The 23563-nt window shown below is 37.3% G+C and carries 19 protein-coding genes and 1 CRISPR repeat array; of the genes, 18 read left to right on the top strand and 1 reads right to left on the bottom strand.

Annotated features, from left to right (window positions below; translation table 11 throughout):
• Positions 1-29 precede the first annotated feature (29 nt).
• The 6 genes from H3T55_RS00580 to H3T55_RS00555 all read left to right on the top strand — a co-directional run bounded on the left by H3T55_RS00580 (position 30) and on the right by H3T55_RS00555 (position 8299).
• Positions 30-2633, top strand: a complete 2604-nt coding sequence (locus H3T55_RS00580) for a YfhO family protein (protein WP_225533142.1) — start codon at positions 30-32, stop codon at positions 2631-2633.
• Positions 2626-3597 carry a DUF5067 domain-containing protein gene (locus tag H3T55_RS00575; RefSeq protein ID WP_225533143.1) on the top strand — a complete coding sequence of 324 codons (972 nt, stop codon included), beginning with the start codon at positions 2626-2628 and terminating at the stop codon, positions 3595-3597. The genes H3T55_RS00580 and H3T55_RS00575 overlap by 8 nt, the downstream gene beginning before the upstream one ends.
• The gene (locus H3T55_RS00570) at positions 3597-4334 is read left to right on the top strand and encodes a hypothetical protein (protein WP_225533144.1); all 738 of its coding nucleotides are present in this window, start codon (positions 3597-3599) and stop codon (positions 4332-4334) included. Before H3T55_RS00575 ends, H3T55_RS00570 begins: the two co-directional genes overlap by 1 nt.
• A gap of 55 nt (positions 4335-4389) precedes the next feature.
• On the top strand, positions 4390-6048 hold the full coding sequence (locus tag H3T55_RS00565; protein ID WP_225533145.1) for a hypothetical protein: 1659 nt from the start codon (positions 4390-4392) through the stop codon (positions 6046-6048).
• A 184-nt stretch (positions 6049-6232) separates the two neighbouring features.
• Positions 6233-7084: an HAD hydrolase family protein gene (locus H3T55_RS00560; RefSeq protein ID WP_225533146.1), complete on the top strand. Its 852-nt coding sequence runs from the start codon at positions 6233-6235 to the stop codon at positions 7082-7084.
• A gap of 27 nt (positions 7085-7111) precedes the next feature.
• A complete protein-coding gene (locus tag H3T55_RS00555; RefSeq protein ID WP_225533147.1) occupies positions 7112-8299 on the top strand; it encodes a hypothetical protein in 1188 nt (395 codons plus the stop codon).
• Between the two features lie 145 nt (positions 8300-8444).
• On the opposite strand, the gene H3T55_RS00550 is transcribed toward H3T55_RS00555, so the two are convergent.
• The gene (locus tag H3T55_RS00550; RefSeq protein ID WP_225533148.1) at positions 8445-9203 is read right to left on the bottom strand and encodes a MerR family transcriptional regulator; all 759 of its coding nucleotides are present in this window, start codon (positions 9201-9203) and stop codon (positions 8445-8447) included.
• 163 nt (positions 9204-9366) lie between these two features.
• Between H3T55_RS00550 and H3T55_RS00545 the strand changes: the two genes are divergently transcribed.
• From H3T55_RS00545 to smpB, 12 genes are all read left to right on the top strand, one after another.
• Positions 9367-9723, top strand: a complete 357-nt coding sequence (locus H3T55_RS00545; protein WP_225533149.1) for a DUF1827 family protein — start codon at positions 9367-9369, stop codon at positions 9721-9723.
• 164 nt (positions 9724-9887) lie between these two features.
• Positions 9888-10298 (top strand): GtrA family protein, encoded by a 411-nt coding sequence (locus tag H3T55_RS00540; RefSeq protein ID WP_087639733.1) that lies wholly within the window; start codon positions 9888-9890, stop codon positions 10296-10298.
• Positions 10299-10386: 88 nt separating this feature from the next.
• On the top strand, positions 10387-11859 hold the full coding sequence (locus H3T55_RS00535; protein WP_225533150.1) for a nicotinate phosphoribosyltransferase: 1473 nt from the start codon (positions 10387-10389) through the stop codon (positions 11857-11859).
• Positions 11860-11875: 16 nt separating this feature from the next.
• Positions 11876-12703, top strand: a complete 828-nt coding sequence (nadE, locus tag H3T55_RS00530; RefSeq protein WP_225533151.1) for an ammonia-dependent NAD(+) synthetase — start codon at positions 11876-11878, stop codon at positions 12701-12703.
• Between the two features lie 186 nt (positions 12704-12889).
• Positions 12890-13463: a CRISPR direct-repeat array (repeat unit 33 nt; unit sequence GTCTAGCTCTGTTTAGAGCTAGTGGATTGAAAT).
• Positions 13464-14229: 766 nt separating this feature from the next.
• The gene (locus H3T55_RS00525; RefSeq protein WP_225533152.1) at positions 14230-16698 is read left to right on the top strand and encodes a cation-translocating P-type ATPase; all 2469 of its coding nucleotides are present in this window, start codon (positions 14230-14232) and stop codon (positions 16696-16698) included.
• A 159-nt stretch (positions 16699-16857) separates the two neighbouring features.
• Complete coding sequence (locus tag H3T55_RS00520; protein ID WP_225533153.1) at positions 16858-18648, top strand: heavy metal translocating P-type ATPase; 1791 nt, start codon at positions 16858-16860, stop codon at positions 18646-18648.
• A 142-nt stretch (positions 18649-18790) separates the two neighbouring features.
• Complete coding sequence (locus tag H3T55_RS00515) at positions 18791-19063, top strand: (4Fe-4S)-binding protein (protein WP_225533154.1); 273 nt, start codon at positions 18791-18793, stop codon at positions 19061-19063.
• A 2-nt stretch (positions 19064-19065) separates the two neighbouring features.
• Complete coding sequence (locus tag H3T55_RS00510) at positions 19066-19341, top strand: GNAT family N-acetyltransferase (RefSeq protein WP_087639738.1); 276 nt, start codon at positions 19066-19068, stop codon at positions 19339-19341.
• A gap of 186 nt (positions 19342-19527) precedes the next feature.
• Complete coding sequence (gene secG, locus H3T55_RS00505) at positions 19528-19764, top strand: preprotein translocase subunit SecG (RefSeq protein WP_087639739.1); 237 nt, start codon at positions 19528-19530, stop codon at positions 19762-19764.
• Between the two features lie 134 nt (positions 19765-19898).
• A complete protein-coding gene (locus tag H3T55_RS00500) occupies positions 19899-20663 on the top strand; it encodes an alpha/beta hydrolase (RefSeq protein WP_225533155.1) in 765 nt (254 codons plus the stop codon).
• A complete protein-coding gene (rnr, locus tag H3T55_RS00495; protein ID WP_225533156.1) occupies positions 20660-23020 on the top strand; it encodes a ribonuclease R in 2361 nt (786 codons plus the stop codon). Before H3T55_RS00500 ends, rnr begins: the two co-directional genes overlap by 4 nt.
• A gap of 18 nt (positions 23021-23038) precedes the next feature.
• Positions 23039-23503: an SsrA-binding protein SmpB gene (gene smpB, locus H3T55_RS00490; protein WP_087639742.1), complete on the top strand. Its 465-nt coding sequence runs from the start codon at positions 23039-23041 to the stop codon at positions 23501-23503.
• The last annotated feature ends 60 nt before the right edge of the window (positions 23504-23563 follow it).

The raw sequence follows: 23563 nt of genomic DNA, 5'->3' as shown, positions 1-23563 counted from the left end.
GAGATTAAATATCTAGGAGGAAACGCAGTATGAAGTATAAAGAATGGATCAAACATAAGGGCTGGGCATTTTTATTGAGCATTCTTTTACCGATCAGCATCATGGGCTTTGTTTATTTTCTTCTAGGAATTTATCCAGGCAGCGAGAAAACGATTTTAGCTAGTGATGCTTTATCGCAAACGTCTAATTTTTTTGCCAGTTTCAACAATGCTTTACATGGAAAGCAGAGCTTTTTATATACTTGGTACGGCTCTTTAGGGCTGAATTACTGGTCCTTTATGGCGTACTATATCAATGGTATTTTTAGCCCACTTGTTTATTTTTTTGATAACAGTCAAATACCAGACGCATTGTATATGATCCTTTTACTGAAATTCGGTGCGATCGGCGGAACATTTTGGGTAATGAGCGATCGTATTTTCAAAATCCCCCAATGGAGCAAATTGATTTTGAGTGTCAGTTTTGCCTTAAGCGGATTTTGCGTTGCGTATTCTCCGCAGCAAATGTGGCTGGACGGGTTGATTTATCTACCGTTAGTTATTTTAGGGATTCATCGCTTGATGGATGAAAGAAAACCAGCATTATTGTTTATCAGTTATTTACTCTTGTTTTTATCAAACTTTTACATGGCTTTCATGATCGGTGTCTTTTCTTTTCTATATGTATTATGTCGATTTATATTAGCGCCGCAAATGTACAAAAAGACGTTGATCACCTATTTGATCACTTCGCTTTTAGCAGGTGGAGCTTCAATGGTCACTATTTTACCTACCTTGCTTGATTTAAAAAACAATGGGGAAAGCTTAACTAAATTAAGTCGTTTGTTTACAAATGATACAGGGATCTGGGACATTCCAGTCAAAACCATGGTAGGTGTCTATGATACTAGTAAATATGGAAGTGCACCGTTTCTATATTTTGGTTTATTAGGAACGATTTTTTGTCTTTTCTATTTTGTTAGTCCAAAAATAAAATTGAAAAATAAACTCGTATACGGCAGTCTTTTTTTCCTTTTGATCGCAAGTGTTTATATTGAACCAATGAATCTATTTTGGCATGGATTCCACGCGCCAAATATGTTTTTATTCCGTTTTAGCTTTCTATTTTCTTTTTTAGGATTACTTTTAGCAGGGTTCGGACTGGAAAAAGCGACGAAAGAAGACGGCAATCGCATATTAAATATCGTTTTAGGCATCATTTTTCTTTATGTTCTGATCGTTTTCTTAGCGAATCGTAAACGTTATGATTTCTTAGATAAAAATGCTGTCCTGGCTAGTGTCGTTTTTCTGATTGTTTACTTGCTGATTTTGTTACTGAAAGATCGCTTCAAATCAAAACAAACTATTTGGTTATTTCTTTTAGTAGCTGTTTTCATCGGAGAAATGACATTGAATGCTCAAAAATTAGTGGAGGGAATTGCAACTGAATGGCGTTACCCAGAACGAATTGCCTACACTCAAAACTATGAAGATGTGCATCGATTAGTTGAATGGACAAAAGAGCAAAATGATACTTTATACCGCGTAGGAAATCTCAACAGTAGTTCAAGAAATGAAAGCTTTATTCATGGCTACAGCGGAGTTTCAATGTTTTCATCGATCCGAAACCGTCATTCTTCAATGTATATGAATGAATTAGGATTTCGTTCAACAGGAACCAATTTAACGATCCAATATATCAATAACACACTAGTAATGGATTCTTTGTTAGGAATCAAATACAATTTAGCGCAAAATGATCCAGATAAATTTGGCTTTACTCTTAAGAAAAAAGTCGGTAAATATGGTGTGTATGAAAATGAATTTGCCTTACCTTTAGGCATGCTGACGGATAAAGGCATATATAAAAAAGATGTGGTAAAAAATCAAACAGAGTTGTTGCAGTATTTATCCGGCGAAACAGATTCATTCTTCTATTTTTCTGAGATCAAAACGGTCAAAGAAGAAAATGTTCAAGTTGAAGATCATGATTCTGTCTTATTTTACTCCAAAACAATGCCCAATAAACTGAGAACACTGACTTATTCAGTCGATGTTCCGGCACGTTCACAAGCCTATCTTAGCTTGTACGGTCAGGGAACCGAGGTTGACGTCAAAATGAAAGTCAATGGTGTTGAAAGTTGGGCTGGTTTGGAAGGAACGGGGCAATATTATAATTTAGGCTACTATGATAAAGCTGAAACAGTAGAGGTCGAAGTCAGCTTCACAGGTGACCGGGTGGTCCATTTAGTGAGGCCGAATGCTATGTTTATCAACGTCGACACATTTAAAGAGGCGATTCAAAAGGTGAAGGAAAAAGAAGTTGACTTTAAAACAGATGGGCGTACTGCAGAGGCTAAGGTGAATTTAGATAAAGAACAAGTGGTCTTGACGACGATTCCTTATGATAAGGGATGGCAAGCCTACATTGATGGAGAAAAAGTGGCTATTCCGACCTTCAAAGATGCTTTTCTTGCGTTGCCAGTCGCAAAAGGCAGTCATACGATCAAATTCGTCTTTGTTCCACAAGGGCTTAAACTGGGAGTAATTTTATTTGTCAGTTGTATTCTTCTTTTTACTTTCTATAACTGGCAACTAATAAAAAAGAACAAGCAAAGCTTAATAGTAATTGAGAATGGAGGGTACTATGACTAAGAAACCAATAAAGGTATTACTGTTGTTCTTACTTCTTGTTTTTAGTGGTTGTTCAGCTAAATTAGCAGACAAAAAGGAATCTTTTGAGGCGAAAGGGATCGATTATACGATCCAGCTGCCGAGTACATGGGAAACAGTGACGGATTTCAAAGTAAAATACAGTAACGAAGCAGTATTTGGTGCACAAGATACCAAAAGTAACTCAACTTTAGTCGTCATGGGTCAAAGGAAAGAAGCAGTAACGCTGGACGAAGATTTTGGCAAGCGGATGCGAAAAGAACTGAAAGAACAGTATAACTATAAAAAAGAATCTGAAATTTTTATGAAAGAATTTAAGGTTGGGAAATATAAAGGATACAAATATACCTTAGATACAATGTTTGAAAAGCGTTCAACTTGGCTGCATCTGTACTACATTGAAACAGCGCACGGACTGCTTCAGCTAAATTATTATTCAGCAAATGATGGCGGTCATGAAAAAAGAGCGGAAATCATTGATGAATCGGCACGTTCTGTAAAAGAAGTCAGTGATTCAGGAAGCGACACTTCTGATGAAACAAATGAAGTAGTTTTTAAAAACGAAACCCTTTCGATCGAATTAACTGGTGTAATGAATTTAAATGGAGAAGGCAGCAAAAAATTACTTGCGTTACGCTATACAGTTGAAAATATCGGTGAACAAGATGTGACAGCTAAAATTTGGGATGAAGCAATTCAGGTAACTCAAAATGATCAAACCTTAGCCGAAGGCAAACTACCAAAAGAAAACACGATATTGGATATTCCTAAATTGATCGAGCAAAAAAATGAAGCAATTGCGATAGGAGCCAGTGCAGAAAGTGTGTCTTTATATGAGCTGAAGGATACAAGTGAAGTGACTTTAATTCCTTCAAAAGAACGCTTTGCAGGAGCCGATGAGATTCCGATCGTCATAACGACTGCAGCAGAGGAAGGAGATAAATAATGAAACACAAAAACTATTTGTTTATACTTGCTCTATTTATCTGTCTTTTATTAGCGGCAGGTTGCTCAGGTAAAAATAATGCAGCTGAGGTTGAGCATCAGCAACTGATTTGGCAAAAACAGCGAGAGAAACCTTTTGGTACATTTGACTATCCAGAAATTTCAGAGGATGAGGCATTGGACTTACTGAAAAATAAATTTGAGGTGAAGGTTCCTGAAATCATCCCACAGACTAAAAAGTTATTTGATGAAAAGATCATCACCACTAACCTTGAAGCAAAGAAAGTTGAGTACTCCCTCTATGCTTCTGGAAATGACCTTTTAGTTCGCGGGTATTACCCTGTCTACAAAGGAGAAGAATTAATTGTTTTTGCATTAATCGATCTGAAATATTCGTTTGATAAAGAGCAAAAAGAAGTTCGTTTAGCTTCGCAAAGCTTGGCGCTGTCAAATTATGGAAAAGAAGAGGCGTATCCAAAGGACAATTTCAATGAACTGCTATTGGAAGTGGCTCAAAACATCGATATTTCAAAGGATACAGCTGATTTAGCTATCCAAAATTTTGAGAAAGATTACAAAGAAGTCGATAAACGACCAGCTTCAAAAACAGTGGTCGTCTATGGAAATGATGAAGAAGCGGAAGAAAAGAAACTAGTTTCTCAAACCTTGCGAGTTGGATTCAATGATAAACGAGAATTTAGAGAAATTCACGCGGCAATCATCGACTACACAGAGTAAAAGAATGATTCGTTATATAAGTGATTTGAGAGAAAAGAGGTGAGCTCGGATAAAGATGGAACGGAATCGACAGCGAATACTCCTATTTATTGTGTTTTTGCTGTTAAGTATCATACCGCTGCTATTTACTCATATAGGAAAAGAAGTCATGTATCGAGGGGATGATCTTTATTTTCATCTCAATCGAATCGAAGGCTTAGCTTTGGGCATAAGAAATGGAGATTATAGTCCTAAAATCAACTATTTTTTTCTCTATGGGATGGGTTATGGCTCACCAATATTTTATTCAGATATTTTCCTTTATCCGGCTAGTTTGCTGAGAATATTGGGTCTGTCAATAAGCAATAGTTATATTATTTTCTTGATAGGGATAAATTTTATGACTTATTTGATTGCTTATTATAGTTTTCTTTTTTATAAAAAAGTCCCTTTTCAAGCATTTCTTTTTGCTGTTTTATATGGGACAGCTTCTTACCGCTTAAGTGACTTGACGGAAAGAGCTGCTTTAGGAGAAGTATTGGCCCTTACGTTTATTCCGCTAGCATTTGTCGGTATGTGGTCAATTTTTGAAGGAGACAGGGATAAATTTTATTTGTTATCTCTGGGAATGTCAGCCTTGATTTTAAGCCATGTATTAAGTGCGTTTATCTTTAGTCTATTTATTGTAGTTTACTTACTATTTAATATACGTCATATAATCAGTGAAAAAACAAGAATAGTTGCCTTTTTTAAAGCAATCGGACTAACGATATTATTATGCCTAGGTTTTCTCGTGCCGTTGGCTGAACAAGTCGTACAGCAATCATTCACATTTCAAACAAATCAAGTAACACAGCTTAGTCAGGAAGTTGGAACGATCGTCGATTATTTGAACATTGCTATTCGAAATAGTGGGTTTAATAACATAGGGCTGTTGATGATCGGGTTACTATTTTTCCTAGGATTAAATTACAGTAGTTTTTCTAAACGAGCAAAACAATTACTTATGATCGCAGGATTATTTTTATTTGCCTCAACGAGTTTCTTTCCTCATAGATTATTGGATAATACATTAATGAACGCGATTCAATTTCCTTGGCGCTTATTTTCGATCGTTACTTTTTGTGTTTGCTGGTTATTCGCAGAAAATTATTCTTTGATCATAAAAAAAGAGTACTGGAGAAAATTACTTTCATACGGTGTTATGGCGATAGCTCTGGTACTTGTGTTTACGCATGGTTTTTTTGTGGCAGATGTTGAGCGGTTGGTTACCAAAGATCAGATTGAGCAGTTGCCTTCAACATTTTTAGGATGGGGCAATGAATATATCCCTTCTGATACTGATCTTCAGGAATTGATTCAAGCACCTAAAACGATCCGCAATAGTAAAGGGCTCAAATTTGAAAATGTCACCTTTGATTATGGTGCAGTCGACTTGGATTATCAGATAGATGAAAAAGAATCAAAAGAAGCGATCGTTTTCCCTTTCATTTATTACAAAGGCTATCAAGCTAAGGTGAATGGAAAAATGCTGGAAGCATACAATAGTCCAACTTTTCCAGGCCTTAGTGAGCTACGTTTGAGTGGAAAAGGAACTGTCCACTTTGCCTATTACTGGACAAAGCTTCAACTGCTGTCAGCTGCTATTTCAATAGGAACTTGCTTGTCTCTAGTCGTCTGGCTATCGAAGCAGAACAACAAGAAACAGAAAATAGTAAATGAAAAAAACGAATGATCGAAAGGGCTATGTTGCATACCTGCACAGGTAATCAACATGGCTTTTTTGATATGTTCTATTTTTTACAGGAAACAATTCACCAAAATGAAATATAAAAAATCAAAATATATAATCGTCTTCTTTATGCTATACTTAATCAAGCGAATAAAATGGAAAATGAATTGTAAGGGGAGAATAAGTAGTGAACGTTGTTTTTTGTGATATAGATGGTACTTTTCAAGAGATGGGTCAAAAAATTCCGCAAGTTAATTTTGACGCAATTTATGCGCTTCAAAAACAAGGAGATCATTTTGTGTTTATCAGTGGACGTGGTTTTGCGCAATTAGAAGAATTGATGAATCAGCTTGATAGTGAATGTGATATGATTTTTAGTAATGGTGGTGGTCACAAATTAGTTGGTCAGCCAGTTGAGTATAACCATTGCTTGCCTTTGGATGAATGCAAAAAAGCGATTACGATCTTGGAGGATCGCAACATTTTTTATCATCTTCATACGAACGAAGGAATCATTTTAAAACCAGTAGAGAATTATGAAGATAATATTTTAGCTTTGAGAGAAAAACTTGCGCCAATGGGAGACATTGGAAAGCAAATCATGGATTTTAAAGAAAACTTCTTTAAAACAGAATGCGATCATGTAGAGGATCCGTTGGCCTATTTAGTAGAGCATCCTGAGGTGAAAGTAATGAAGATCGAATTGATGGAAGCAAGTGATGCCGAACATGAGAATTTACGTAGATTATTGGGAAGCGATACCGCGTATGTCTTTTCTTCATTTACTCAGTGTCTAGAAGTGGTAGATCCAAAAAGCAGCAAAGGTTATGCGATCAATGAATTTATGAGTGCTTATCCAAATGCGGTCAGCTATGGCATTGGAGACGGAGAAAATGATTTGGCGATGCTGGAAGCTGTTGATGTTTCGCTTGCGGTGGGTAACGCGTTGGATATCGTCAAAGAACAATGTGATCGAGTGATTGGCGACTGCGCTGATGGAGGCGTGGGAAAATTTATTTTTAAAGAATTAATAAAATAAATAGTTATGCTGGTAAAAGGAGAACGAATGGAAAATATAAAAGAACAGATTCATCGCGATCTTGACTATTACAAATCAGGGATCCGACAACTTTATCAAAGGAGCTATCAGCTGTATATATTTGGACTGATTGCTGTAATGCTTTTGACTGTCACAGGGATAGGTGTTTCAACTGCTATTTTGAGGGGGATTTTAGTACTTGTTTTTATTAGCGAAGTTGTCGGCTTGCTGTATTTGCTTCGCTTTTTAAAAGAAGCTTCCTTTGAAAGCTATTTTAAGGAAATTCCAGAAAAATTGATCGAGGCGTTTCCGGTGATGCAGGAAAGTGCGCCGCAAGAAGATAATCAAGCCTATTATTTTTTAGATAGTCAGGGCGAATTGATCAAGTTAAACAAGAAAAATATTCGTAATTTTCCGTCAGCCATCAAGCAATATACATTACTAGTAGGTTTCAACTATGAGACAGATAAAGTTAGATTTGAGCAGCCGCTGCATTTTTATTACTATGATATCACAGCGATCACACACTCAGACAGCTATAAAAAAGAAGTGTTGAAGAATACTAATTTCTTGGCGAAACGCCGAAAAAGAAGGATTCGTACAATTATCTTGACGTTGATCGGTATTGTTCTAGCGAGTGCTGTGGTCTATTTTGGAGCAAAAACTTATTTTAACGATAATGGTTCTTCAATTTTAGAAAATCGATTACGTGACGAGGCTGAACTCGATAACGATGAACAAAAAACGATGATTCAGTCAATAGACGTATCAAGAGGAAATGAGACGATCACATTAACACTGCCTAAGGAACTTCATGATCAATCTGGCTATTTTATGGATATTGCTGATGAAGATGGATATTCATATCAATCGTTTATGAGCGAAACCTATTTTATCGATGTTAGCATGATAGAGAAAGCTACATACGATAGTTTTTCCGAGTATTTGAAAAAGGCAGCTCAAACGAGAGCTGAATCTTCGGTCAATAAAAAAACGGAAAAAATTCATGAAGATTTTTTCATTACTGAATATCGAGAAGAAGCAAAACAAGACGCTGAACAAGGTCAAATGATGGTGTATTATTTTGAATCAGAGGAGAATTATGGTTCGATCAGCCTGAGTTTCAAGGATGCTGTTGAACTGAACTTACCTGCTGATACAGCCTTGAGCATACTAAAAGAGCTTAAATTTGAGCGAAAAGAGAATATACTATAAAAAAAGTGGTCAAAAGTCAGAGCTTTTGACAATTTTTCAAAAACGAGCACTACGATTTGCGTAGTGCTCGTTTTTTACTCTAATGATTTGACTTAGCCGTTTTTGATTTAGAAGTACTGTTTTGCATTTGATCTGTATATTGTTCCTATTTCGCAAACTCTTGGATGATCTGATTCAATGTTTCGGCAGCTCTGTCACCAACACGATCATTGTAATAAGCAGCAAAACGTTCATCGCCAACATACATTTGACCTAGTCCTCTGTGCATTTCAACAGAATAGTTAGGGGAAGTGATCATCAGCCATTCTCTGTGTTTTGAAAATACAGTTTTTGCTTCATCCGATTTATAGTCGTTTGTTTGTATGACTATTTTCAAAGCATCAAACATGTCTTTTTCAATGCGTTCCATTTTTTCAACATCTGCTTCACTTAAATTTAGCCACTGCTTATTTGAAGCGTCTACAGTTTTTTCTCCGTATTTTTCACGGATTTCTTTACCGTATCGTTCTTCATTTTCTTTTAGTTTTTGTTGTTTAAAGCCAATAAATTTTTCTTTATCAGTCATATTTATCTCTCCTTTTTGATAGTGGATCGTTTTTTCTACAGTCAGGATCAGATGATCGATCATCGTTCGTTTTTCTAAAAGCTGCTCATAGTGTTCCTGTAATGCTTTTTGAGGATCATAATTAGGATCATTTAACAACTTTTGGATATCCTCAAGCTTCATCTCTAGCGAGCGGTAAAAAAGAATTTGCTGAAGACGATCGATTTCTTTTGTACCATATATACGATAACCGGAAGAATTGATGCGCGCAGGGTTCAATAAGCCGATTTCGTCATAGTAGCGTAATGTTCGTGTACTGATTCCGGATAATTCAGCAACTTTTTTGATTGTATATTCCATCTTTTTCCCTCCTGTGTAACTAAGCATAAACCTTTACCTAACGTGAAGGTCAAGTCTTTTATTTACAATAACATATAAAATCTCTGATTTACAAATAAGCAAAGAAAGAGTAAAATTTATGTAAGGTTAATCAGACAGGGATAGTTGAAAAGGAGCTACATATATGAAATTGATCGAAACACCAATAAATAAAAATTTGAATTTAGAATATTTTTATCCAAATATCACAAAGTTTGTTTTTGGTTCTAAAGCAATCAAGTTTTTTAAATTATATGCACTAGACCGAACACAGATCGTTTATGCGGATGCCTATGATAAAATCGACATCATTATGATCAATACGAAGAAAAAAATTGCAAAAGCGGAAGTTGACTTTGTGATCAAAAGACTTTTGAATGCAACAAGAGAAGATGTCGATGTACATATCGGCATAAAAAATAAAATGACAGAAGCAGGTTATTCTTTTAGTGCACCTAGAAAGGATATCATTGTAATTCAAAAAAATGTTTCTGCTGAGTAAGTAAAAATGAGCAGCACCAAAAAGGGAAAATAGCGATTGCCCTTTTTGGTGCTTTTACTTTATCAACGAATGAACGATTCGCTGATAACTAAAAAATAGAAAATCAGTAGGCTTTCGTTTCTATTTTTGTTAAAATAGAAGCACAATGAAAGGAAGAGTGAAAATTGAAAGAGTTATTTCATAAATATAAAGAAGTGATTTCTTATTTAGTTTTTGGTGTGGCAACAACAGTTGTTAACATTGTTGTGTTTTTTATCTGTAAAGATCTTTTTGGCATTGATTATAAAATCAGTAATACGATCGGCTGGTTCTTATCTGTCTTGTTTGCATTTTTTACAAATAAGTATTTTGTTTTTGCAAGTCAGCATGTTGATTTGAGAGCATTTTTTAAAGAAATGCTGCTATTTTACTGGTATCGTATTTTATCGTTTGTCATTGATATGGCTCTGATGGTATTGATGATCGAGTGGCTGCATATTTCTGATTTTTGGGCTAAAATGGTCACACAGGTCGTCGTGATCGTATTAAATTATTTCTTTAGCAAGTTTTTGATTTTCAAGAACAAGGCTTCTTAAGAAGTAAAACGAGTTTTTGGTTGAAATAATGAAGTTTTGTTATAATAAAGGATAATGTTTTATAAAAAGTAAAGGATGGCATGGTGAGATGAAGCGAGTTTATAAAGATGATAGTTTAACGTTACATACTGATTTATATCAAATCAATATGATGCAAACATATTGGAAGTTAGGACGTGCAGATATCCATTCTGTTTTTGAATGTTATTTTCGAGAAATGCCGTTTAACCATGGCTATGCAATTTTTGCCGGATTAGAGCGACTAGTCGATTATTTAGAGAATCTAACATTTTCTGACACGGATATTGCGTATCTTAGAGAAGTAGAGGATTATCCAGAAGATTTTCTGACCTACTTAAAAGAATTTGAATTTAAATGTACGGTCCGTTCCGCTTTGGAAGGCGATCTAGTGTTCAATAACGAACCTTTGATCCAGGTTGAAGGACCATTAGCTCAGTGTCAGTTGATCGAAACAGCTTTATTAAATATGGTCAATTTTCAAACATTGATCGCCACAAAAGCAGCTCGAATCAAGTCAGTGATTGGTGATGATCCGTTGATGGAATTTGGGACACGTCGAGCACAAGAGTTGGATGCGGCTATTTGGGGAACACGTGCGGCATTTATCGGTGGTGCAGATGCTACGAGCAACGTGCGCGCAGGCAAAATTTTCGGTATCCCTGTGAGTGGAACACATGCCCATTCACTTGTTCAGTCCTATGGTAATGATTACGATGCGTTCATGGCTTATGCTCAAACCCACAAAGATTGTGTCTTTTTAGTTGATACGTATGATACCTTGAAGTCAGGCGTGCCAAGTGCGATTCGTGTAGCACGTGAGATGGGTGATAAAATCAATTTTCTTGGTGTTCGTTTGGATAGTGGGGATATGGCCTATATTTCTAAACGTGTACGTGAGCAGTTAGATGAAGCTGGCTTCCACGAAGCAAAAATTTACGCTTCAAATGATCTGGATGAAAATACGATTTTGAGTTTAAAAATGCAAAAAGCTAAGATCGATGTTTGGGGTGTTGGAACTAAGCTGATCACGGCGTACGACCAGCCTGCATTAGGAGCGGTGTTCAAGTTAGTGTCGATCGAAGATGAAGATGGCAAGATGAAAGACACGATCAAGCTTTCAAGCAATGCGGAAAAAGTGACTACGCCAGGGAAAAAACAAGTGTGGCGAATCACACGTAAGTCAGATAAAAAGTCTGAAGGCGACTATGTCACTTTATGGGACGAAGATCCGCGTGAACAGGAAGAAATTTACATGTTCCATCCAGTGCATACATTTATCAACAAGACAGTTAGAAATTTTGAAGCAAGAGCAGTCTTGCAGGATATTTTTGTTGAAGGAAAAAGAGTGTATGAACTGCCGAAATTGGAAGAAATCAAACATTACGCCAAAGAAAATCTCGATTCATTATGGGAAGAGTACAAACGAGATCTTAATCCGCAAAAATATCCAGTAGATCTATCGACAGAATGCTGGAATCATAAAATGCGTCTACTTGAAAAAGTCCGTGTTGATGTAAAGGCACTAACAGAAAATAAATAAATTGGAGGAATGTTTCATGGATTCTTTGCAAAAAACGATCATCGAAGAATTAGGTGCAAAATCTCAAATCGATCCTAAAGAAGAAATTCGTAAGAGTATCGATTTTATGAAAAGCTATTTATATAAGTACCCATTTTTAAAAACACTGGTGTTAGGAATCAGCGGTGGTCAAGACTCAAGCTTGGCCGGAAGATTGGCACAGCTTACAATGGAAGAAATGCGCATAGAAACCAAAGATGATTCTTATCAATTTATTGCCGTTCGCTTACCATATGGCGAACAGGCAGATGAAGCAGATGCCAAAAAGGCGTTGGATTTTATCAAACCAGATATTTCCTTGCGAGTAGATATCAAACCGGCGATTGATGCGAGCGTGGTTTCACTGAGTGAGACGGGTGTTTCAATAAGTGATTTCAACAAAGGCAATATGAAAGCTCGGCAACGGATGATCGTACAATACGCTATTGCAGGTGAAAAATCAGGTGCTGTAATAGGAACAGATCATGCTGCAGAAAATATTACTGGTTTTTACACGAAATATGGTGATGGTGGAGCAGATATCTTACCATTGTTCCGTTTGAACAAGCGACAAGGCAAAGCTCTGTTGAAAGAATTAGGTGCGCCAGCAGAACTTTATTTAAAAATCCCAACTGCAGATCTAGAAGACGATAAGCCGTTAGTAGCGGATGAAGTCGCTTTAGGTGTGACTTACGATGACATTGATGATTATGTGGAAGGCAAAGAGGTTTCTGCAAAAGCTAAAGAGACGATCGAGAACTGGTATAAAAAAACGCAACACAAACGCCATATGCCAATTACGATTTTTGATGATTTTTGGAAATAATAGTACATTGTAGTTTGTTTCGTGTTTGGTGCGAATCATAAGTGCACATGAAATCACTGAGCGATTCGCACCAAAAAATCGAGATAAATGGGTTGTAATTGCTCTTTTTCTCATGGGAATTTAATGTGAGAGGAGAATTTAAGGTGAATAATAGCGGATATGTAATGTATTTCTGCTTTATTCACAGTCTAGCTCTGTTTAGAGCTAGTGGATTGAAATATTATTACCAGTAACGATCATATCAAAAAGATCATAGTCTAGCTCTGTTTAGAGCTAGTGGATTGAAATTGACCCAATAAAACAGTTGGGATTCAGTAGAAAGTCTAGCTCTGTTTAGAGCTAGTGGATTGAAATATTTATTGAATTGCCGGAACAAATTGCTCTCGATGTCTAGCTCTGTTTAGAGCTAGTGGATTGAAATAAACGTGCTGCGCTGCTCCTCTTTTTCCTTCGTGTCTAGCTCTGTTTAGAGCTAGTGGATTGAAATTCCTTCTTAGATTTGTCTGTTAAACGCTCTATAACGTCTAGCTCTGTTTAGAGCTAGTGGATTGAAATGTATAATAATGGTACATTAAAAGGACGGTGTTTATGTCTAGCTCTGTTTAGAGCTAGTGGATTGAAATTCTGCACCACTCATCACAATCAACATTGTTTTAAGAGTCTAGCTCTGTTTAGAGCTAGTGGATTGAAATATCATTACTGATCAGCTCCAATGATTCCACTTTTTGTCTAGCTCTGTTTAGAGCTAGTGGATTGAAATAGTACTTTGTCCAATGATCGACTAGGGATCTTCAAGTCTAGCTCTGTTTAGAGCTAGACGTTTCTCCTTTATGTTTATATATTATCTCAATTTTTTGAGTAGAAACTTCTCATGCATTCTCCTTATTTTTATGTTAAAGATTCCGGGAAATGAGATCTTAGTACTCCAACGTTTTTCTCCATTGAAGGACATCTGATTTTACTTTTATCAAAAACTATAGAGAGAAAAACATTTACAGATATTTTAATCAAGGCATCTGAAGTAGATTAACCCTAAATCTCAAAAAGTAGCTATCTTATAACGTATTATGGCACTTTCTACAAAAGTGTCCCGCTGAAACGAGAAAAATAGAAAGCTCGATTTATCGAAGTTTCTATCTTGTTATGGCAATAGACCAATGATCATTAGTATTCTTGATTTCTGAAAGTATTTAGGTTCAGAATATTTATCACGATAGATAACCATGCGAATTAAGTAATCCGTAAAAAGTTTCACTGCCAATAGAGTGAGGCTTTTTTTAGTTTCTATTTATTAATAACAAGAAATGAGATAAATAGTGGGAGCTGGAAAAATTCTTTCTATCTGGAATTAGCAATGACGATCCAAGAAAATGATGTTAAATACACTTTGAATAGAGAAAGAAAGGGCCATTCTTGTTCAATTGATTAAAAAAAGTGTAAACTTAAAGCTATAGCCAGTAATTATGATAAAAGTATTCTACAATTAATTAAGTATAAACATCAGAGGAAAGTGAATTGGGTGAACTATGAAAAAATTGTTTAAGAAAAAAAGAGATATCGATAATGAAACGTTTTTTTCATCAGAAGAAAAACAACAAGGAATAGCTACTGAAGATATAAGGATTCCAGAGACGATCAAAGGGCTATCCGACCAAGAAGTCGAAGCACTCTATGCTGAAGGAAAATACAATAAGGAAACAGAAGATCTATCCAGAACAACGAAACAGATCATTTTGGATAATTCATTGACATTATTTAATTTCATTAATTTATTTCTGGCAATCGCTGTTTTTGCTGTAGGATATCCTAAAAATGCGCTTTTTTTCTGGATTATCATCATCAATACAGCAATTGGTGTTTTTCAGGAAATTCATGCGAAACGAACGATCGACAAGCTATCGATCGTCAATAAAACAGAGGTTTTAGCGCTAAGACAAGGGCAATTGAAAAAGATTTTTCAAGATGACATTGTTTTAGGTGATGTGCTCGTTTTGACATTAGGAAATCAAGTGCCATCTGACGGCATCGTTCTTCATGGAGAAGGTATGGAGGTTGACGAATCGCTGTTAACTGGAGAGTCTGATAAGATCCTGAAAGGTAATGGAGATAAAATCATGAGCGGGAGCTTTATCACTTCTGGTTTAGGTTTTGTCAAAATCACAGCTGTGGGTGAAGATAATTTTGTTTCCAAGTTGTCTAAAGAAGCAAAAACAGAGAAAAAATCAACATCAGAGCTTATGAATTCGTTAAACCTTTTGATTAAAGGACTGACTTTTGCGATCGTGCCTATTGGAGTATTGCTATTTTGGTCTCAATATCAATCAACACACTCATTTCCTAAAACAGTCTTAGGCGTATCCGGTGCATTGATCAGCATGATACCAGAAGGATTGATGCTTTTGACTAGTGTGGCATTTGCCGTAGGTGCAGCAAATTTGGCGCGGAAGCAAACGCTGATTCAGCGCTTAGCATGTATCGAAACACTAGCACGTGTCGACACGATTTGTTTGGATAAAACAGGGACGATCACCGATGGAACATTAACATTCAAGGAGCTGATTCCGTTAGCGGGTTTTCCTTCGAGTGAGATCGAGCGCGCGATGAGCGAGATGATGGCGGGTCTGTCCGATCAAAATGCAACTGCAAAAGTACTGAGAAAAAGATTTCCTCAGCAACAAGCAGAATGGACAGTAAAAAAAGTCATGCCGTTTTCTTCTGATCGAAAGTGGAGTGGCATTACATTTAATGAAAAAGGGACTTTTGTAATGGGCGCTCCTGAATTCATTTATTCGGAGCTACCGAATGAACTTCGTGAAAGACTTGCGCCTTATAATGAGCAAGGCGATCGAGTGTTGATTTTGATTCATTCTGATGAAGAGTTAACGGGTCCGATCCTGCCAAATGAAAAAGAAACGGTAGCTATCTTTATTATCGCAGATACATTACGAGAAAATGCTGCAGATACATTCTCTTATTTTGCAAAACAGGATGTTACTCTAAAAGTTATTTCTGGTGACAATCCAATCACAGTTTCTCAGATTGCCAAACAAGCTGGAATTGCAGGAGCTGAACACTTTGTTGATATGAGTAAAGTATCTGATTCTGAAAATTTTAATGAGCTGGTTGAAAAAACGACAGTATTTGGTCGAGTAACACCATATCAAAAAAGGGAACTGATCCAGGCTTTAAAAGAAAATGGTCATACGACGTGTATGACAGGTGATGGCGTAAATGATATTCTTTCATTGAGGGAAGCAGATGTTAGCGTGGCAATGGCTAGCGGAAGCGATGCAGCTAGAGCTGTGTCAGATGTCGTGTTACTGAATTCAGACTTTAGTTCTATGATCCAAGTATTGAATGAAGGCCGTCGTGTCATCAATAATATTGAACGTGTGGCATCGATGTATATGGTCAAAACGATCTATTCTGCCATTCTTGCAGTGACGTTTATTTTCTTATTATTGCCGTATCCATTTGCTCCGTTACAGTTAACACCGATCAATACGTTAACTGTTGGTATTCCATCATTTATTTTAGCGCTGGAGCCAAATTATCAGCGGATCAAAGGTCATTTTTTGACCAATATCCTTAGAATTTCGGTGCCGGGAGCTTTGACAGTTGTTTTTAATATTTTGATTTTACAATTGGCTGGAATTTGGTTTGGGTTGCCACATCAAGAAGTTTCTACGATGTGTGTTCTTTTAACTGGATGTGTTGGCTTTCAAGTGCTTTTCAGAACAGCAAGGCCTTTAGATTTGAAAAAGAAAATCATGATTGGATTGCTGATTGCAGCATTCTTAGTCTGCTTCTTGATTTTCGGAGAATTTTTCATGCTGACCTCCTTATTCACAAGGAACGTGTTCTTCTACTTACCACTTGTTTTAGGTAGCCGTTCCATCTTCAATTACATTTCATTGGTGATGACTAGAGTGGTTTACGAAGTGGAAAAGAGAAAAGAAAATAGAAAGATCAAAAAGAAAAAACGTGTGATTTAAGCTGAAAATGGCCTGGGCGAGTAAAATGTCCAGGTTATTTTTTTGGCTGTTTTTAATAAAGAATGACAATCATTTTCATTTAAGCCTTTTGGTTTTGTTCTATTGTTCTTTGAGGGTATTCTTGACTAAAAGAGATCTTTTGTGAAAGGCGTGGCTACGATGAAACATTTGACAAAATTACTGATCACGATCAGCACAGGAATACTAGCTTTATTATTTGAATTTATTCTTCATCAACCTTCATTTGCATTTGGTATTATTTTAATAACGGGTTCGATTATGGCGTTTTCAATGCTGGTAGAGATGATCCGTACACTAAAGTCAGGGCGCTATGGAGTGGATATATTAGCAATCACAGCAATTGTTGCCACATTGGCCGTCGGTGAGTATTGGGCAAGCTTGATGATTCTGATCATGTTGACCGGTGGTGATTCTTTGGAAGACTATGCAGCAAAGCGTGCGAATAAAGAATTGAAGTCGCTTCTAGATCATTCTCCTCAAATAGCTCATCTACTGTTAGATGATTCCTTATCTGATATTCGTGTCGAGCAAATCAAAATTGGTGATGAGCTAGTCGTGAAACCAGGAGAAATCATACCAGTCGATGGCAAAATTTTGAGAGGCAAGTCTGCGGTGGACGAAGCATCTTTGACCGGTGAATCACGTCCGGTAAACAAAAATCTTGGAGATTCTGTGATGTCGGGTTCTATCAATGGAGAAAGTTCTTTGACGATCCAAGCAGAAAAGACAGCCGCAGATAGTCAATATCAAATGATTGTGAAACTGGTTAAAGAGTCCCAAACGCAGCCTGCACATTTTGTTCGCATGGCTGACCGCTATGCTGTACCTTTTACGATCGCCGCTTATGTGATTGCTGGAGCTGCCTGGTTTTTTTCAAAGGACCCAACTAGATTTGCAGAAGTGTTAGTTGTTGCTTCACCTTGTCCGTTGATTTTAGCGGCTCCGATTGCTTTAGTTGCCGGCATGAACCGTTCAAGCAGGAATGGGATCGTTATAAAAACTGGAACTTCTATAGAAAAAATAGCCGATGCAAGGGCAATCGCTTTTGATAAGACTGGTACGATCACCAAAGGAGAACTTTCTGTCGCACAAGTTGTTGCTTTAGGGTCTATTGCTGAGGATGAGTTACTTGTTTTAGCAGCGAGTGCTGAACAAGAATCAGGTCATATTTTAGCACGGTCGCTTGTCAATTACGCATCAAAAAGTCATAGCTTGAAAAAGGTTTCGAGCCTTGAGGAAACAACTGGTGCTGGTGTGAAAGCGATTATTGAAGGAAACACGATTCTTGTCGGTAAGCCAACGTTCGTTTCAAAAGATACAATAGAAGATATTCCAGAGCAAACAGCTATCTATGTTTCTATGAATGGCCACTATTTAGGATATATCACTTTCACTGATAGTGTTAGACCAGAAGCTAAGCAAACGATGAGCCAACTTCGAAAGCTTCAAATCAGTCATTTATTGATGTTGACTGGAGATCATCAGAAAATTGCCGAAGAGATCGCGTCAGAAGTCGGCATTACAGAAGTTCACTCAGAGTGTTTGCCTCAAGATAAAATAGACGTGTTGAAAAAATTGCCAGAATCAAGTCGTCCAGTAATCATGGTAGGTGATGGTGTCAATGATGCACCTTCTTTGGCTGTTGCAGATATCGGAATCGCGATGGGTGCTCATGGGTCAAGTGCTGCAAGTGAGACGGCAGATGCGGTTATTTTAAAAGATGACTTAGAAAAGGTCAGTAAAGCTGTTAAAATCTCAAAAGATACGATGAAAATTGCTAAGCAATCTGTATTGATCGGTATTGCTATTTGTACTATTTTGATGCTGATCGCTAGTACAGGAGTGATTCCAGCTTTATTTGGGGCAGTGTTGCAGGAAGTGGTAGATACTGTGTCGATCCTTTCTTCACTACGGGCTAGAAATGATTGATGCAGGAACGATTAGTTGCCTTGCTGGTTTTAAGTTGTTAAAATGTAGCTATAGATAAAGCGTGTTATCTAATTTCAGTAACAAGAGGCTAAAAAACATGTATCAAATTTTAGTAATGCTTGTTAGATGAGGAGGAAAAACGATGGACGGCAGTAAAATCGATGGAAAAAATGTAACAGAGGAGATGCTTTTAGACCAAGGGTATCGTAAATACTCGGGAGAAAAATTAGATATATACTATAGCAAGGATATTTGTGCTCACATCGGTAATTGTGTGCGGGGCAATCCTGATGTATTTGAAGTAGGACGTCGTCCTTGGATCATCGCAGATAATGGCGGCGTAGAAGACGATATTCGGGTAATCGATACATGTCCGAGCGGGGCATTAAAGTATATTCGAAAGGAAGGAAAATAAGAATGGAAATCAAAGAAGAAACAGGGCGTTTTGCTTTATATAATGATGAAAACCAAGAAATTGGCGAAATGACTTGGTCAGATGCAGGCACTGAAATGATGATCATTGACCATACATTTGTTGATCCAGCGTACAGAGGTCAAAAACTTGCTGAAAAATTAGTTTATCAAGGGGTGGAAAAAGCCCGTCGAGAAGGGAAAAAAATTATTCCGTTATGTCCATTCGCAAAAAAAGAATTTGATACAAAGCCGGAATATAAAGATGTTTTAAGAGCGTAATAAAAATAGAGATTCTTCTGATGTTTAGAATCCATCAATTAAAAGTTTAGGATGCGACTTAATGAGTGGTCTCCTAGACTTTTTTCCGACAAAAAGACAGAGGATTTTTCAATTTTAACTAGTATTTAAAAAAGAATTATGCTAAAGTATAGTAGATGTATTTTGTGAATAAGGGAGAATTAAACTATGTATAATTTTATTTTAACACTTGTAGTCATTTTGTCAGTAGTGATGGTCATTGCTGTAATGATGCAGCCAAGCAAACAAAATAGCGCAGCAAGTGCCTTTACAGGTGGAGCAGATAAACTTTTCGGCAAACAAAAAGCTCGTGGTTTTGAAGCTGTGATGCAAAGAGCAACAGCAGTGATTGGCGCTGTTTGGATGTTACTATTATTTGTCTTAGTATTATTATCATCAAAGTAAGACCTTTGAAGTCCCTCATTTACTGAGGGACTTTTTTATTTCCTCAAAAAGCAAAGGAAAAAAGTCAGCGACCTTTCTTTTCATAAGGTTTTCAGCCGATAATGTGCTAAAATGAGGATGAGGTGAATCATAGAATGAAAATAACAAAACTACCTAAACCATTATTTACCGAAAATGGTCCTCGTGCAGTTCTTTTACTGCACGCATATTCAGGAAGCAGCAATGACATGCGTATGCTTAGTCGCTATTTAGAAAAAGAAAACTACACGGTGTACTCACCAAATTTTTCCGGTCATGCAACGTTTGATCCGGAAAATATTTTGGAAAAAACAACAGCAGACTGGCAGCAGGACACAATAAATGCTCTTCAATTTTTAAAAGAAAAAGGCTATGCGCAAATCGCTGTTTTTGGCCTTTCAATGGGCGGGATTTTCGCAACAGCAGCATTAGCAGATCAATTAGAAGGTGTGATCGGCGGAGGATTTTTCTGCTCACCGATTTTTCCAGTCAAAAACAATGTACCTGAAAATTTTGCTTTGTATGCGGAGCAAGTATTGAGCATTGCTGGTATTCCAGAAGATGAGCGCATCGACCGCTTAACCAACATCAAGGCTGACTCTCACAAACAGCTAGCAGATATTGAACAGTTTTCCACTAAAACAGCTGAAAAATTGAATCAAGTAGAGGTGCCATTTTTTATGGCTCAAGCTGGTAATGATGAAATGATTGATGCAACAGGTGTCTATCAAAGTGCTGAAGCACTCACACAAACACGATTTACATTAAACTGGTATCCAAACGGTGGACATGCTGTAACAGTTGGACCAGAACATAAACAATTAGAACAAGACGTGGCAGCATTTTTAAACACACTGTCTTGGAATGAGGAGAACGAATGACAAAACAAACAATCAAGGAGAATATCCTGTTTTTCATGGAAAATCATAGTAAGAAAAGCTTTTCTATGGAAGAAATTGCGGAGGGACTTAAGCTGCAAAAAAGTGCAGATTTTAAACTGCTGGTTCAAACAGTCGCAGCAATGGAACGGGAAAAATCCGTAGAATTTACTAAAAAAGGCAAAATCAAGTTGCCGCAAAAGGATATAACAGTCGAAGGCGTTTTTCGTGCGAATGAACGCGGCTTTGGTTTTGTGACGATCGATCCGGAGGAAGCGGATGTCTATATCCCAAAAGAAGCAGTCAATTTTGCAATGGATGGGGACACTGTAGCGATCGATATTGTTCAAACTGCTGATCCTTTTTCTGATCGCGGAGCAGAAGGCAAAATCGTCGAGATCAAAACAAGAGCGATCACTCAAGTCGTAGGCGAATTTATCGCTTATGATGACAAAGAAGTCAGTGAAACCGATCTGTATGGTTATGCAGTGCCAAAGGATAAAAAGATGGCAGGACTAACCTTCAATATTGCAGCCCAAGGAATCAAACCAGTCGACGGCAGCATTGTGATCGTCGAAGTGACACATTATCCTGAGAAAGAATACCCAAGAAGTTTGGAAGGATTGGTCAAAAAAGTCGTTGGACATAAAAACGATCCAGGCATGGATATTTTATCGATCGTTGTTGCCCATGGAATTCCAACAAGCTTTCCAGATCCTGTCATTGACGAAGCAGATAAAGTACCAGATGCTATTTCAGAGGATGATATAAAGGGACGCAGAGATTTGCGTGATCAATTGATCGTAACGATCGATGGAGAAGATGCAAAAGATTTAGATGATGCGGTCACTGTTCAAAAATTAGAAAACGGGAATTATTTCTTAGGTGTTCATATCGCTGATGTCTCTTATTATGTAACAGAAGGCAGCGAACTTGATATTGAAGCCTATGAACGTGGAACAAGTGTTTATTTGACAGATCGTGTAGTACCGATGATTCCTCAGCGATTATCAAATGGTATTTGTTCATTGAATCCACATGTTCCTCGTCTAACGATGAGCTGTGAAATGGAGATCACGCCGGAAGGTCATGTAGTCAAACATGATATTTTCCAAAGTGTGATTCAAACTGCCGAGCGAATGACCTATACAGCAGTCAATGAGATTCTAGAGGAACAAAATCCTGAAACAATGGAGCGCTACAAAGAGTTAGTTCCTATGTTTAAGGAAATGGGTGAACTTCACCAAATACTTGAACAAATGCGGGAGACGCGAGGAGCGATTTCATTTGAAGATCGTGAAGCTAAGGTATTGGTTGACGCCAAGGGGCATCCACAAGACATCTTATTGCGAACACGTGGTATTGGTGAGCGTTTGATCGAGTCCTTCATGCTGGCTGCTAATGAAACAGTGGCGAAGCACTACCATGATCTTAAATTACCATTTATTTATCGGATCCACGAACAGCCGAAAGAAGAAAAGATGCAGCGATTCTTCGATTTTGCAGCAGTTTTAGGAATTTTAGTCAAGGGAACAAAAACAGATATCACACCAAAGGATCTTCAAAGAGTATTAGAGCAAGTAGCAGATAAACCCGAAGAAGCAGTTATCAATACAATGCTGTTGCGCAGTATGCAGCAAGCACGTTACTCTGAGGATAATTATGGACACTATGGTCTAGCAGCCGAATACTATACGCATTTTACGTCACCGATCAGACGATATCCAGATTTGATCGTCCATCGTTTGATCCGCAGCTATGAAGGAAATGTTTCTGAAAAACTAAAAGAAAAATGGGAACAACATTTACCTGATATCGCAGACCATAGTTCAAAGATGGAGCGACGCGCAGTTGAAGCGGAACGCGAAGTCGATGCAATGAAGAAAGCTGAATTTATGGCAGATAAGATCGGTGAAGAATATCAAGGGATCATCAGTTCAGTCGCTCGCTTTGGTTTCTTCGTTGAATTACCAAATACGATCGAAGGCTTGATTCACGTCAACAATTTGAAACAAGATTATTTCCATTATATCGAAAACCACATGGCGCTGGTTGGTGAACGGACAGGTATGACCTTGAAGATCGGTCAAAAAGTTAAGGTTAGAGTAGAAAAGGCCGATCCGGAAACACGTGAGATCGATTTTGAATTCTTAGAAGCAGAAGAAGTCGAGAGACTGGAAGCACCTAAACAAAAGAAACGGCAAGATGGTCGTAAACGACATGATGATCGTAAAGATCGCGAGCGTGGTCGTGATAAGAAACCATTTACCCAAAAGAAAAACAAGAAAAAAGGTAAGAAACCTTTTTATAAAGAAGTTGCTAAGAAAAAAGGTAAAGGCAAAAAAGCGAAGAAAAAATAAGAAATTGGAGGTACAGCTATGCCAAAAGGAGAAGGCAAATTGATTGCCCAAAATCGAAAAGCTAGGCATGACTATACTGTTGTTGATACAATGGAAGCAGGAATGGTTTTACAAGGAACCGAAATCAAGTCGATCCGCAATAGCCGCATCAATTTGAAAGATGGTTTCGTACGTATCAGAAATGGCGAAGCTTATTTACTCAATGTGCATATCAGTCCTTATGAGCAGGGAAATATCTTTAATCACGATCCTTTGCGCACGAGAAAACTATTATTGCATAAAAAGCAAATCGCGAAATTGACGACGGAAACGAAAAACACTGGAATCACAATCATTCCATTGAAAGTTTACATTCGAAACGGCTATGCGAAAGTCTTGATCGGACTTGCTAAAGGGAAAAAGCAATATGACAAACGAGAAGACTTAAAACGCAAAGAAATCAATCGGGAAATCGATCGTACATTAAAAAATAATTTGCGATAAATGATTAAATTTTTTGTTGTTTTTTGATAGAAAAAGTGCTTTTAAGTGGTTATTTTATTC

This window comes from Enterococcus sp. S22(2020) (assembly GCF_020295385.1).
Lineage (GTDB): Bacteria > Bacillota > Bacilli > Lactobacillales > Enterococcaceae > Enterococcus_L > Enterococcus_L dunnyi.
The sequence above is the reverse complement of the archived record's forward strand: the minus strand, read 5'-3'. Positions and strand labels throughout refer to the sequence as shown.